This is a genomic window from Limnothrix sp. HT2024 (assembly GCF_059138625.1).
This window is the reverse complement of sequence record NZ_CM181121.1, coordinates 1,042,606-1,057,422: the sequence shown is the minus strand read 5'-3', so window position 1 is coordinate 1,057,422 and position 14,817 is coordinate 1,042,606. Positions and strand designations below refer to the sequence as shown.

General features: G+C 57.1%; 6 protein-coding genes. 5 read left to right on the top strand and 1 reads right to left on the bottom strand.

Annotated features, from left to right (window positions below):
• Positions 1-274: 274 nt before the first annotated feature.
• Both AC2IAX_RS04305 and AC2IAX_RS04300 read left to right on the top strand, forming a co-directional pair.
• Positions 275-1,939: a sensor histidine kinase gene (locus AC2IAX_RS04305; protein ID WP_494389487.1), complete on the top strand. Its 1,665-nt coding sequence runs from the start codon at positions 275-277 to the stop codon at positions 1,937-1,939.
• Positions 1,893-2,591, top strand: a complete 699-nt coding sequence (locus AC2IAX_RS04300) for a response regulator transcription factor (protein WP_494389486.1) — start codon at positions 1,893-1,895, stop codon at positions 2,589-2,591. The genes AC2IAX_RS04305 and AC2IAX_RS04300 overlap by 47 nt, the downstream gene beginning before the upstream one ends.
• A 17-nt stretch (positions 2,592-2,608) precedes the next feature.
• Here the strand turns inward: AC2IAX_RS04300 and AC2IAX_RS04295 are convergent, their stop codons facing one another.
• Entirely contained in the window at positions 2,609-4,588 is a 1,980-nt protein-coding gene (locus AC2IAX_RS04295) for a hypothetical protein (protein ID WP_494389485.1), read from the bottom strand.
• 65 nt (positions 4,589-4,653) lie between these two features.
• Here AC2IAX_RS04295 and cobJ point away from each other — a divergent pair, with 65 nt between their 5' ends.
• The 3 genes from cobJ to AC2IAX_RS04280 all read left to right on the top strand — a co-directional run bounded on the left by cobJ (position 4,654) and on the right by AC2IAX_RS04280 (position 14,613).
• A complete protein-coding gene (cobJ, locus tag AC2IAX_RS04290) occupies positions 4,654-6,555 on the top strand; it encodes a precorrin-3B C(17)-methyltransferase (RefSeq protein WP_494389484.1) in 1,902 nt (633 codons plus the stop codon).
• A 1,375-nt stretch (positions 6,556-7,930) separates the two neighbouring features.
• Complete coding sequence (locus tag AC2IAX_RS04285; RefSeq protein ID WP_494389483.1) at positions 7,931-9,421, top strand: response regulator; 1,491 nt, start codon at positions 7,931-7,933, stop codon at positions 9,419-9,421.
• A 605-nt stretch (positions 9,422-10,026) separates the two neighbouring features.
• Positions 10,027-14,613: a chemotaxis protein CheW gene (locus tag AC2IAX_RS04280; protein WP_494389482.1), complete on the top strand. Its 4,587-nt coding sequence runs from the start codon at positions 10,027-10,029 to the stop codon at positions 14,611-14,613.
• The last annotated feature ends 204 nt before the right edge of the window (positions 14,614-14,817 follow it).

Here is a 14,817-nt window from a genome sequence, read left to right as displayed (position 1 = left end):
CTGAAACCCCGATTCCACCGCGAAGATCGTAGGGAGCAAGGGGCTTGATGGCCTGTCGTCATTTCCATCGCCGTAGGGGTTGGGTCTCCCAACCCTAACCCGAGTGATCGCCACAACCCCGCCCAGCCCTGGAACCGGGATCGCAGGGGCTGGGCGTGGAGACCCCGCCCCTACGATTAAACCCATGACAGGCCCTGAACCCGTTTCAGCCAGTCTCGATCGGCTGGTTGGAACGGGTTTAAACTGGGAAAGCGACCCTGAGGCAAAAGTTCCCATGCTGTTCACTCAAGTGCTTCGGGGAAGGATTGCCCATTGGTGGCCTAAGCCATCTCAGCGATCGCCCCAAACAACCACCCCAACCTTGCCCGAGCTAAGGACTGAATCGATCGCCCCGCAACCCGCCACAGGCGATCGATCGGGGCCATTGGGCCGATCGAGCTGGCGGTGGTCATCGTTGCAGGGGCGACTCACCCTTGAACTAGGGGCGATCGCGGTCTTGAGCCTGAGCACGGCGGCCCTTTGGTCCACCTGGCAAATGGAGCAGACCCTCGCCACCGCCCACAAGCAAACCCTCAGTTACATTTCCCAGCGATTTCCCGAGGAGTTGGCCCTCTACGATCAGCACGAGGGGCTGGCCAGAGGATTAACCACCACCATTGACAAGGTGGCCATGGCGGGGCTGTTAGCTTGGGTCACCGATGATCAAGGGCGCTTGCTGGCTCAACCCAAAGATGACCAGAATTATCAGATCGCTCGAGATTTGGTGCAGTCGTTACCCAGCACCACCCAGCGGTTGACCATTGTTCACCGCGATGGACGGATTTGGGTCTTGTGTGAGCGGCCCTTGACGGTACGGGGCCGGGCGATCGGGCGGGTCTACTTTGCCCAAGACGTGAGCCATGATTGGCACAAACTCCATGGCAGCTTGCGGCTGCTGTGGTTGGTGAATGGTGTAGCCATGGTGGTTGCACTGGGGGCGATCGGGCGGCGAATTCGCTTAGCCCTCATGCCCCTAGCCACCATGAGCCAAGTGGCCAGCGCCGTTTCTGCCGATGACTTGGCTGGGGCCCGCCTGGAGTTGCAAGGGGCCCCCGATGAAGTCCGGGGCTTAGCCCAAGCCTTCAATGAGATGTTGGCGCGGCTGTCGCGCTCTTGGGAACAACAACGGCAATTTGTGGGCAATGTTTCCCATGAATTGCGCACCCCGCTCACGGTGGTGTTGGGTTATTTGCAAAGCCTCCTGCGGCGCAGCACCAACCTGAATGACTATCAGTTGCAAGCCTTGACCACGGCGGAAGCGGAGGCCGATCGCACCGTGCGCATGTTGCAGGACTTGTTAGATCTGGCCCGCATTGACAATCGGCAACTGCACTTGCGGCAAGCACCGATCGTCCTGAATACCCTGCTGTCGGAGGTGACGGACTGGCAGCGGTTGGCCTGCGATCGGCCCATCCATTTGCATCTGGTGGCGGAGGATGTGGTGGTGCTGGCTGACCGCGATCGCCTGACCCGAGCCATTCGGAATTTGCTCGATAATGCCGTGAAATATTCCGCCCCCGAACAGCCCGTGATCCTGCAACTGAGTGATCAGGCGGACTGGGCCACCATTGAAGTGCGCGATCGCGGCATGGGCATTCCTCCGGATCAACAAGCCCGGGTCTTTGAGCGGTTCTATCGGGGCGAAGATGAAATGACCCGATCGCGCGATGGCACGGGCTTGGGCCTGGCGATCGCCAAGGGAGCTGTGGAAGGAATGGGCGGCCGCATCGATCTGCAATCGCAACCGGGCCTGGGCAGCACCTTCACGATCAGACTTCCTCGCTGGAACATGTCCTCTGCATCCGATCCATCCGTTGATCAATCCTTGATTGATGGCCATTATGGTTTCACCCTTGAAGCTCAATCCCCCCACAGCCCAAATTCTGGTGGTGGAAGATGATGCCAATTTGGCGCGATTTGTGGCGGGAGAATTGGAACTGGAGGGCTACGGGGTAACTGTGGCAACCACAGGCTTGGAGGGGCTGAACGCCGCCCGATCGAATCCGTCGCCGGATCTGTTGATTTTGGATTGGATGTTACCGGGGCTGTCGGGTTTGGATCTTTGTTTGCGGTTGCGAGAAACGGGATTGCAGGCCCCCATTATTCTGTTGACGGCCCGGGATGAAATTCTCGATCGGGTCACGGGCTTGAATGCGGGCGCGGATGATTATGTGGTGAAACCCTTCAGCATCGCGGAGCTGTTGGCGCGGGTGCGGGCCCATTTGCGGCGAGTTTCGCCCCACGAACCCGATCAAATCACCCTGGCAGATTTAACCCTGAATCCGCTGACCAGGGAGGTGCAACGCGGGGGCGATCGGGTGGACTTAACGGCCAAGGAGTTTGATTTGCTGGAGTTTTTATTGCGCCACCCCCGTCAGGTCATTTCGCGCGATCGGCTGTTGGAATCCGTTTGGGGCAATAACTTTGGCGGCGAATCTAACATCGTGGAAGTCTATATCCGAGCCTTGCGGATCAAATTAGAAATGGCCCAGCGCCCTCGCCTGATCCACACCTTGCGGGGGGTCGGTTATGTTTTGCGCGAGTCGCCCTGATTGAGCGATGGCTTGATCTAGCGATCGGGAGCGGAGCCTGTCCAGGTTTGATCGCCAACGATCACGCGGAGGATGCCCCCTTCCCAATCTTGGGTGATCAACGGTCGATCGGGGCGGGCTGGGTTGCGCGATCGATAGGCCGCAAACTGGCCCCAATCGAGCGTTTCCCCGTTGCGTTTCACAACCGGGCGATCGGGCCCCCGTTGGGTCACGGCCAGTTGATTGCCCTGGGAACCGGTGAAAGTAACTGTATTTTGGTTCACAACCCAGCGCGATCGCCCCAACACCGCCGCCCGAAACGCAGCAAAGTTGCGATCGGCTCCCGGTTCTCCAACCTCCATGGCCCAGCCCGTGAGGGTTCCGGCAGGGCGATCGGGGCGGGCCACCCACAGTTGATCCGTGGGATAGCGCTTTTGCAGTTGGGTGGTTTCGCTGTTGTTGACCTGGGGCAGCGTCAGCCCGATCGGGTAAATGGCAATCCAAGTTTCAGCCAACTGCCAAAACAAAACCGGCTGACCGGCGGCGGTTTGGGCCGTTTCGCTGGCGGTCGCTTGGGGCAAACTCCACTGAAATGGGGCCCGACCATCATTCAGCCACACCAACAGGGGCCCAAACTGCCCGATCGCGTCGTGGGTGTCCGGTTGGTGGTGGGTGGAAATTTTCTCGGGATTCACCCCGGAACCGGCCAGCAGGTAATCTACGCCCCGGCTGGGATTCGTGGCCAACAGTTTAAAACCGTTCACATCATCGATCGACCCTTGGGCCAGGCTGCCCAATTGAAAGGTGCGGCCAAAGTAGAGCGTTTCGTAATACAAGGGACGATCGCGCGCGCCCGGTTTCCAATGTTCATAGGTGGGTTTGCCCGCAAACACTTCCTGGGGGCGATCGAACCGTTTGCGCGCCAGGGTCACCGCCACGGCCGGCGGTCGGTAACCACTGGTGAGGGCATGAACACCATCGGGGTCGGGATCCGGATCCGGGGCGATCGCCTCCCCAAAATATAAATTCAGCAGTTTGCTCGCCAAAGCCGTCAAGGGCGCATTTCCCTTGCTAGCGTCGCGTTTGCTGGGGCCCCCAAAGCCGCCGCGCCAATATTTCAGCGCTCCGGTGATGCTTAACCAATCCAGGGCGGCCTTGGCGGTGGCCCGCATTTCCGGTTCCGGCGCAAAGTCGTAGAGATTCAGCCAGGCGGTGAATGTGTGGCCCCAGTAGGTTTCCGAGTCCCATTCCCCCTGGCCAATTTTGTAAAGATTGCGGGCGAAACTTTGCAGGCGATCGCGGTAAATGGCGGCGGTTTCTCGGTTGCCGGCTTCCATGGCAAACAGATAAACGGCCGTTTCTCGCATCGATCGCAAATTATCGGTGTTGCGGCAATCCACCCAGGTGATGCAGTTATCGCGCGATCGATTCCAAAAGGGCTGCGGGGTGCTGAAAAACTGCTTCAGGGGATCCAACTTTGTCCAGAGGGCGGCTCCCTGCTTCATCCGATCGCGATAGGCCGGATCGAGAAATTGCCCAAAATAGAAATATTTGCGCACCTGCCCTTTCAGGGTAAAGGCGGGATAGAAATCAATACCAAGGGTATGCTCAGTGCTGCTGGGGATCGGGTCGGGTTTTTGCAGGAAGGCGATCGCCCGATCGCGGTTACCCGCCAAAAAGTCCAGCATGGCCTTGGGATAGGACTTTTTTTCGTTTTCAAAATAGCCATTGCCATAGGTTTTGGGGTTGGCAAATTGGGCAATTAGGGCCCGTCCTCGGGCTTGGTAGGCCGCTTCCCACTCGGCGGGCCAAGGGTTGGCTCCGTCGGGCGGGACGATCGGGATATTGGCGGCGATCGGGCTGGGGGTGGGCGATTGCTGTTCGGGTGAGGATTGGGGCGATCGCTCCATGGGTGAGGATTGGGGCGATCGGGGGGCCTCCGCCTGAACCGCACAACCCGCCACCATTACCCAGCCGATCGTGGCCACCCATCCGTAGGCACTAGTTTTTTGACTCACGGTTCAATCCCCTCGCCCCTCAGTCGGTAAGCTGAAAAGTCCTGTCTCTTCCTGGCACCCAACCCATGAGCGATCGCCCTTCCGTTGCCATCCTAGCGCCCACGCCTCGTGGTCTGCGGTTGGCCCAACAAATCCAAGCGGGACTGCCTGGCTCCGTGATTTGGACGAAGGATTCGGCCCTGGGCCGTGCGGCGGCGGGTTCCCGGGATGCCCTTCGCACCTATGAAGACTTTCGGGCCCTGGTGGCCGATCGCTGGACGGCGGGGCAACCGCTGATTTTTGTGTTGGCGGTGGGGGCCACGGTGCGGGCGATTGCTCCCCATTTACAAGACAAACGCACGGAACCGGCCGTGGTGGCCGTTGATGAAACGGGGCAGCATGTGATCAGCCTTTGCGGCGGGCATTTGGGCGGGGCTGATGCCTTGACCCGACAGGTGGCGGGGCTGTTGGCGGTGGAGCCGGTGATCACCAGTGCCGCCGAAGGGCAGCAGCTCCCGGCGATCAATCTGTTGGGCGATCGCTACGGTTGGCGACGGGGCCAAGGGGATTGGCTGGGGGTAGCCAGCGCGATCGCCCGGTTCGAGACCGTGGGCGTGGTGCAAACTTGCGGTTGGAATCTGTGGATTGAGGAGTTGCCGGAGTTTCACCCCTTTGTGCTTTTGTCGGAAGCGGACTTGGCAGAGGTGGACGAGTTGCCTCCCAATCTGCGGGCGATCGTTTGGATTAGCGATCGCCCCTTGCCGCCCTTGCCCTTGCCCGCCGTGGCCTGGCATCCGCGCACCCTTTGGGTTGGCATTGGTTGCGAGCGCCACACCCCCGAAGGTCAGATCGCGGCGGCCTTGGCCCAAGTGTTGGAGCAAGCGGATTTGGCTCCGGAGGCACTTGCTGGGATCGGTTCGATCGACCTGAAACGGGATGAAGTGGGGTTGCTGGCCTTAGTCGATCGGCTCGATCTGGCCGCCCGTTGGTTCACTGCCGCCGCCCTGGCCCCGATCGCCGTGCCCAACCCTTCGGAGGTGGTGCGCGCAGAAGTGGGCACACCCTCAGTGGCGGAAGCATCAGCCCGGTTGGCGGCCGACGGAGCCGAGCTAATTCGGGAAAGACAGGGGTTTCGGGCCCCCAACGGTGGTTCCGGCGCTTGCACAATCGCCCTGGCTCGGGCCGATCGGGAATATACCCCCCACCTTGGCAAGCTGTGGCTGATTGGTACGGGCCCCGGCTCCTTGGATCAGCTCACCCCCGCCGCCCGTGCCGCCCTCAGCCAATGCGACATCATCATTGGCTATCAACTTTGCCTAGATCTGCTGCGCCCCCTGTTGCATCCGGGGCAAATCATTGAAGGCAGCCCCATCACCCACGAAAAGAAGCGTGCTGAACGGGCGATCGACCTGGCGGAGCGGGGGTTAAGGGTGGCGGTGGTTTCCTCCGGCGACTGTGGAATTGATGCCATGGCCGGGTTGGTGCTGGAATGTTTGGCGGCCCGCAACTGGGACGGCCAAACCCCGCAGGTGGAAGTGTTGCCCGGAATCACCGCCTTGCAAGCGGCCGCCGCCCGCGTGGGTGCGCCCCTAATGCATGATTTTTGCGCCATTGCCCTGTCGGACTTACTCACGCCCTGGCCCATCATTGTGCAACGGTTGCAGGCGGCGGCGGCCGGAGACTTTGTGGTGGCGTTATATAACCCCCGATCGCAAACGCGCCAAACCCAAATTGAAACGGCCTTCGAGATTTTGCGGGCCCAGCGATCGCCCGAAACCCCTGTGGTTCTGGCTCGATCGCTCCACCGTCCCGATGAACAGATCACCATCGCCACCCTAGCCACGGTCGATTTGCAGGCGATCGATATGCTCACCGTCGTTTTAATTGGCAACGCCAGCACCTTCACCCACAGCGGCAAGGTGATCACCCCCCGAGGCTATGCCGTGGCCAATGGGCCCCTTTCCGCCACAGCACCCGCCACCGATTGATTAGGAGATGGATTGGGAGTTCATTCAAAACGCCCTCAATGACCCAAAATTAGCGATCCCCTTCATCATTGCTCCACAATTCCTTCGGTTTTCGATCAATCCTTGAAGGTTGGATAAAGCGGCAGGATGCAGCGGAAAACCGGGGAATGATCGAAAAATGGCAATTGGCTCATTTCGGTGGAATTTTGGGCATATCGACCGCATTTTGCTTGTCAATCTGCCCCAGTCTCGACCAGAGTGTCAAAATTGATGCTTGGGCAGCTTTCTGAAAAAACACTTTTCGTCATTGTTTTAGACTTTGGCAGCATTGGTGAAAATTTAAACTGACAAGAGTTGCGATCGCATGGAATAAAATTTTATTCACCATTTGTCAATTAGGTACAGCAAGTTATGTAGTGGTTTGATTTGTTGGTGGGTTTAAATGCGCGAAAATTTACAGAATCAATATTTCTTGAGAATTTTTTCTAAATCATTCAACTGCCTTTGGGTAATTAACTTCTTGAGAATTATTTCCTGATTTGATCAAACGATCACTTGATCATGAGTGATTTTTGTAAATATGAAAAAAATCTAAAGCCTCTTAAAAACAGGCCTGGTGAACATCCAAGCAACCAGTGGATTAAAATTGCTACTCATTCATATGTTAGCCTTCAAAGTCTAAACTGCTCTGAGAAGCGATTTTAGTCTGTGAAAGACATGGAAGAACAGATCTGAAGTCAATCCAATTATCAAGAAAAGTTAATAGCTGTTTCAAATCAATTAAATTATTATTTAATTATTGAATATGTCCTAATGATCTCTGGGTTAACTCTCGCCATTTCTTCAGTAGATTTCCCGATTGCTACTAGGCGATTGTTTGTAGACCACGACAACGTTTGAGCTTGCTCAACCTGTTCTCAAATCAGTTCAGTAGGAGGTGAACTTGGAGTATCAATTAACACATAACATTCGCGTCGGCTTTGGGTTCATCGCCATTTATTAGCAAAATCAGGCAGTTTGGCGAGCAAAGTTGACCATCACTCAGGGATCTATCGCCCAGACGGAATCGGTTTTGCAGCGGCAGAAATTCCCTGAGAATTGATCGACGTAGACAAGGGGCTTAAGCCCCTTGTCCCCACAGCTATTGGTGTTTAGCACGGGCCAAAAGATACTTTTCAAACATCCTCTAAGGTTTGCCAGGGAGCATCAAGGACGATCGGGTTGCAGTTGGGGGTGGGAGTCCAGGGCCAAAGACTTGGCCAGCGATCGATGAATGGTTTGAGGGATTGATGATTGGTGAATGATGCTCGAGTGATCATTTGGGGACGACGGGAGCGTCGTGATCAATTAGCCATGGGTCAAATGGGTCAATGGGTTGGATTGGGAGTGTCCATCAATGACTGAAGCAGCAACGGGATGGACAAAGGTGTCGCGGACGCTGGCGACGGTGGTGCAGCGACGGGCTTCGGGCGTGTTGGTGCTGGAGCGGGGGCCGAGTCGCTGGCGCTTGATTTTTTTGCAGGGTCGCTTGCTATGGGCGATCGATGAGCAGTTTCGGATTCGCCGTTGGCAGCGGGCCCTGAAGCGATCGGGGATGAATCTAAAGCCGGTTGCGCTGACGGAAACGGCGCGGCCCCTGTGGGAGGTGTGGTGGTTGGCAACGGCGCTGTTGGCGGGCCAAGTCACCCCAGCGCAGTTGCGATCGGGGTTGGAGTCGGTGGCCCAGGAGGTGCTGTTTGCGGCGGCGAGTGATCCCACGGTGGTGTCTCACTGGGATAAATATGTGCCCGCTTTGCCGGACACAAGGGCGGTGGCGCAACAGTTGCTTGGCAGTGAGGCCCTGTTGGCGGTGATGCAGTCGGTGGTGAAGTTGCTGCAACGGTGGGAGTCGGTGGGATTGTCGCCGGAGCAGGCCGATCACGCGCCCCAGTTGTCCCAGTTGGATTGGTCTCCGTCAGCAACAACTCAAAATGACCGATCGACGTTTTTAACGTTGGCTCCGTTGCTGAATGGTCAACGATCGACCTGGGATGTCTCGCTGGTGATGAAACAGCCCATGTCGATCGTCGTGCATCTGCTGCATCACTTGGTGGAGCGTGGGGGCTTGGATTTTCTGCCGCTGGACGATCGCCCGGCGGACACGGTGTTGAATTTGCTCTTTACGTCGCAAGCAGCGCCAGTTCAGCCCCCACAGTCCGCAGCGCCCCAGGACAGAGCCGCCACCGCTCCAGGGCGATCGGGCGGGCCGGCGGCGAACCCGACCCCAGCACCCCAACCCACTTCAGCAACCCAAGCTCCCAATTCTGAGCAACCCTTGGTGATGTTGATTGATGACGATCCGATGGTGGGCAAGCTGCTGCGCCCCGTGGTGCATCGTTTGGGTTGTCGGTTTGTGCATATTACGGAGCCGACAAGGGCTTTGGCGGCGGCGATCGAGCAGCGGCCAGATATGGTGTTGCTGGATTTGGTGATGCCGATCGTGAATGGCTATGAGCTTTGTACCCAGTTACGACGGGTGAACCTGTTAGCGAATGTGCCGATCGCAATTGTCACCAGCAATCGCGGGGCGATCGACCGGGTGCGGGCCAAGCTGGTTGGGGCTTCGGCCTTTGTACCCAAGCCCTTACGCCTAGAAAAGGTGGCCGCGCTGCTTCAGCAATATTTGCCCGATCGATTGCAACCGCCACCCCAGGACAATCCCCAACGACCACAACCCTCGCCAACAACCGCAGCCACCCTCCCCAAGTCGCCGCGCAATGGTGGTGGCTGGCATCCGGCCCCTGCCGCTGGCATTCAACCCAACAACGCCGGCCCCCTAAATCGGTATCTAATCGGTGAAGAAATGCTCAACAATCGCTATGAATTCGGAGTTTTGGCGAAACAATAGAGAAAGGATTGTATGGGGTTGCCACCTACGCCCGATCGGGATGTGGGAATTGGATGTGGGGACTGTATGAGGCTTCGGGTTTAAGTTCATCCGTTGAAACAGACGAATGAAACAGATGGATCAGTAAGCCATGAGAAATCAAGCCGATTGAGTCTCGTTTGCACTGAATTGGGATTGAGGTTCAACTTGAGGTTCATCAACAAAAAACCACAATTCTTGCAGGAAATTGACAATTTGCAAGCTGCGAGATCGATATCAAACAGGGGCGATCGGGGCAAGTTAAAACTACTGATCCAACCGATGTCCTAACCAATGACCCAAGCGATGATCAAGCCAATCCCAGCTACCAATCCCAGCTAATTGAATTGATCAACCAGTGATTAGGCATCAGTCCGGCAATGATCAGGGTGTGCTATTGGGGTTGCCATTGGGCCCGTGAGGCCTGGAATTGAGAGAAATAATTGGGTTCGGGACACTGAACCATTGACTGTCCATGGGCCCGGCCGGGGCCTGCACCATGGCCAGGTTCCGGCTGAAGCGTCAGCCGAGGCGGGCCAGGACGGCCAATTAAAAATTGGGTTTTTGGATGTGGGAGAACGTGGGCGATGGACGCACAGCAGCAAACCGCATTGATTCAGCAGGCTTTGGATGCCAACCCCCAGGCGATCGCCCTGCTCATTCGCGATCGATTGGAACCGACCATTACCGTGAAGGCGGCCCTGAAGGAGGGATGTTTATATCTGCTGCTAGCCGGTGAGCAAGCCCCTTCGGCCCGCTTGGCCTTGGAAACCGTTGAACCGGCGATCGAGGATTTGGCCGTGGCCGGGTTGAATCGGGCCGTGATCCAATCGGTGAAGGTGGGTGGCCAAGCGCTGGATGAGCGATCGCCCAAATGGTGCTATCACATCGACTTGCCGCCCTTGCCCTATGGCCAAAGTGGCGATCAGGCAACAGACCCGATCGTCAACTTCTTGGAGTCCCAGGTGCAAAGCATGGCCAATGGCGTGGCGGCCTTGATCAGCGATCCGCCCTTGGCTGTCCTGTCGGACGTTGCTGGGCCGGAGTCCCAGAATGGTCATGGGGTTGCGGTGGCTTCACCTGAACCCGCGATCGATCCTGAACCCGCGATCGAGGTGGGAGAGGATTTGGACTTGGTGACTGATTCTGATGCAGCGTTGTCTGATTCAGCGCTGTCTGATTCAGGGGGCGAGGTGGCGGCTGATGCGATCGAAATTCCGATCGAAATTCCAACCGATCTTTTAGCCGAAGACGCAACCAGCAGCTCAACCGAAGAGGCAACTGAGGATTTCCCCAAAGACGCAACCAGCAGCTCAACCGAAAACACAACCGGAGATGTGACCGAGGACTGCAATCAGTCAGCGGCCACGGATCTTGACCGACCGGATCTAGACCCGATCGCCCCAGAGTCGATCGCCCCGGAAGTCATCACGCCGGAAGAAATACCAACTCCACCATTGCCCGCCCCCACGGAAGCGACCCAACTGCAAGCCACCTTGGCCGCCCTGACGGGTTTGGCCAGCACCCTGGAAAAGGCGGCAGCCTCTCTGATCACGGCTGTGGGGTCGATCGCCCCGTCGCCGTTGGCGGCTCCCGAGTTGAGTGCTGCGGAGTCGATCGCGCCGGCCGTTGAATCGGTGGAAATGGCTGAATCAACACCTGAGCCAGAACCCGTACCAGAACTCGCATCAGAAACAGAGGAACCCGATGCCCCGATCGCGGTGGATGAGCAGGACTTAGGGGCGATCGATGTCCTGGACTCGTTGCCCCCAGAGGAACCCAGCGAACTAGAGCCAGATGCGCTCAGTCTGGATCCGGATGCCTTGGCCCTCACCGAAGCAGAGTTAGCCGACTGGGCCGCGATCGAGGAAGAAGGCATGGCGGAACCCAATCCCGAGGCCCTGGCTCCGGAACCGGAACCGGAACCGGCGATCGACTCCTTACCCGAGCTGGAAACCTTGGTGGAACCAGCGATCGACTCAGCAACCCTGATTGATGAGTTAACCAGCGATGCCGCGATTGATGAAATGATCGACGAAACGATCGAAGAGGTCATGGATGAGGCGGCGGAACTGGTCGATGAGCTGGCGGCTGATTCCGAGCTGGTGGATGCCTTAGAAGACACGGAAGATTTGCTGGAATCCCCTGGCACGTTGGGAAATGACGGAGCGAGCCTGGACTCCGATCGAGAAGCAGCGATCGACCCGATCGACCTCGCAGAGCCGGCCACCGAGCCAACGGAAATTTCCCCAACGCCAGAATCAGAGCCGATCGGGACAGTTTTGGCCGCGATCGCCCCAGACAGCGGCAAAACCATCGCTGAAAAAGTGACCGACGCAATCAGCAGTCTGGTGCAGTTGGTGGAACATCATCCCAACGCGGACGTGAACACGGCGTTGGCGGCGATCGCTCGGCTGAGCGCTTTGGCCAGTCCGCCTTTGGTAGCTGCTCCGGAGCCAATCGCCTTAAGCCAATCGCCTGAACTCTCCTCAGAACCCTTAGAGCCAGCCGCGATCGACTCAGCGAATCTGGAATTACCCAATCCAGAATTACTTGATCCGGCACTCGTTGATCCAGAAACTCAGGAACCAACTGATCTAGAACCGATCGATTCAGAACTAACTGATTCAGAACCGATCGATTCAGAACCAACTGATCTAGAACCGATCGATTCAGAACTAACTGATTCAGAGCCGATCGATCAAGAACTAACCGATCAAGACCTCAGCGATCTGCAATTGGACTTGACTGAATCGGATGAATTGAATGATTCAACTGATTTGACTGATGCGCAGAATTCTGATCAGTTGATCGCTCTAGACCAGCTACCGGAACCACCAGAAATTGCAGAACTCGCTCAGGAAGAAACTGACCCGATCGGGGAACTGGATGATGAATTAACCAGTGATGAACTTGGCGATGAATTCGATGAATTCAGTGATCAGTTGGCTAGTGAACTGGGTGATGAATTAACCAGTGATGAACTGAGTGATGAATTAACCAGTGATGAACTGGATGATGAATTGAGCCTGCTTGACGAAGATCTAGCGGGTGAAGATCTAACCGAACCACTAGCCAGTTCAGATCCAGAAATCGCGCAGCCTGGCACAGCCGAAACGGAACTGATTGTAGAACCCACAACCATCAGCCCTCGGGAAGCTCTCAGCACCATTGCGCAACTGACCCAACTGGCAGAACATCGCAGCGATTTGGATTTGAACGCCGCGATCGCCACGATCGCCCGTTTGGCTGGCTTTGCTCCCGAGCCGATCGCCCCGCCGCCAGAACCACCTCCCGCAACGGCGGCCCCCACTGAAGCGACAGACTCAGAATCGGCAGTCGTTTCTGAATCGGCCGCAATTGTTGACGAATTGGAAGAGAGTGCTGAATTAGCTGAATCAGAAGATCCTGAATCAGAAGCACTGGATTTAGAACCAGAAGGGGCGATCGATTCCTCGGAGGATCTATCAGACCTATCCGATGATTTATCCGACTTGTCAGACTTGGCTGATCTATCGGATTTGGTCGATTTAGATTCAACGACTGTTGAGATAACTGACCCGATCGAGCCAGCTCCTCCCGAGGTGATGGCCGAGGATTTAGCCGATGAATTAGCTGAAGATGATCTAGCTGAATTAGCTGATTTGGCTGAAGAAGTTGAGCCAGATGATTTATCAGACTTGACCGATTTATCAGACCCGATCGAGCCAAACAATGTTGGTGAAAACATTAATGAAAACGTTGGTGAATTAGCTGATTTGGCTGAAGGAGTTGAGTCAGGTGATCTAGATGATCTAGCCAATTTCACCGAATCCTCGGAGCCGTTGAATTCAGAGCCGATCGAACCATTACCCGACCCGATCGAACCGGTGCAATCCCCGGAATCTTCCGTTGTCTCGGATGAACGCAGCGGTTTGGTCAATTTGGTGGCGCAGTTATTAGCCGAATCCAGCGATCCCCGATCGGCGCTGCTGGCCCTGGCGGAATCCTTGGGTGATGGCGCGTCGGCTGCCCCTCGCGAGCCGGAGCCTGTCCCGATCGCCCCCGCTGAATCTGCTGAATTAGCCCAAGCGACCGAGTTAGCGGCATCCACCGAGCCGATCGAAGCGGCTGTATTCACCGAATCAGTTGAGGCCAACGAATCGCCTGAATTCACCGAATCTACTGAAGCGGCTGACTTAGAAGCATTACCGGAATTGGTCGATTTTCTGGATTTATCTGAGGAACCGGAACCCGATCCCGCAGCTAGTACCGAGCCGTTGCCGGAATTGCCGGAATTGGCGGAATTGGCGGAGTCCCTGCCGGAAGCCCCTGCTGCAATCTCCTTCGATTCGGAACCAGATCTGGGGCCAGATTCGGGGCAAGACGATGAACCCTTAAGCTTTTTTGGAGACGACGACGATGAGCCGTCCGGTTTCTTTGGGGATGAAGGATTTGCAGCCCTGGTGGACATTGCCAACCAAGCCCTAGCCGCCGAAACCGCTGATGCAGCCGCCGCTCCGGCGGCGGTGGTGGATCCGGAGCCTGCGCCGGTTCAGGAGCCGGAACCGCCCTTGCCGGTGGTGGAGGCGGCCGAGCCGGCCCCGATCGCCCCGCCGGAGCCGGAACCCAGCGCCCCGCCCGCGCCTATGGATCCGCTCACGCAATGGCTGCAACAGGGCGATGGATCCGCCATTTTGAACCTGCCCACCAGGTCGGCCGGCAGCGCCCTCAGCACCGATGGCCAGCGTTTCCTGCGTTTTCACCTGGGCTTTGAGGATACGGCCCTGCTCCCGATCGATGAGGTGCGGGAAGTGCTGCGAATTGCGGCCACGGACATTTTGCCCGTGCCACATATGCCAGAATCGGTCTTAGGGGTGTACAACTGGCGCGGTGAAATCATTTGGACGATCGACCTTAACCAGTTGGTGGGCTTCCCGGCCATTGCACCGGATTTGACAGCCACCTCCTCCGCCATTGCCATTGTGCTGGAGTGTGATGGCCAGAATCTGGGTCTGGTCGTGCCCCAAATTGAAGATATTGAGTGGCACGATTCTCCGAATGTTCAGCCGCCCAGCGCGGGCTTGTTTCCCGATCGGCTCTTGCCCTTTGTTCAGGGCTACCTCAGCGAGGCCAGCAGTATGGTGCTGAATCCCAGCGCGATCGCCCGGGCCAGCGCCCAACAGGCTGGCTAGGACGCTGGGTGATCGGGATTGAGATTGGCCCTCGGGGCGATCGTGCCAATCTTTCCCCACTGTTGCGGGGAAACCCCCCAGTCCTGAGCTTGTTTTTCCAACTCACCTTTTTCCAGCCCGCTTCTATCCCCTCTGTAACTTTGCCTAACTTTGCCTAACTTGGTTTGACCTTGCTGAACTTTGCCTGACCTTGCTTGGCTCCCT

Coding starts and splice junctions, on each gene's coding strand:
- AC2IAX_RS04305 (WP_494389487.1), top strand. CDS start 275: ATGCTGTTCACTCAAGTGCTTCGGGGAAGGATTGCCCATTGGTGGCCT.
- AC2IAX_RS04285 (WP_494389483.1), top strand. CDS start 7,931: ATGACTGAAGCAGCAACGGGATGGACAAAGGTGTCGCGGACGCTGGCG.
- cobJ (WP_494389484.1), top strand. CDS start 4,654: ATGAGCGATCGCCCTTCCGTTGCCATCCTAGCGCCCACGCCTCGTGGT.
- AC2IAX_RS04280 (WP_494389482.1), top strand. CDS start 10,027: ATGGACGCACAGCAGCAAACCGCATTGATTCAGCAGGCTTTGGATGCC.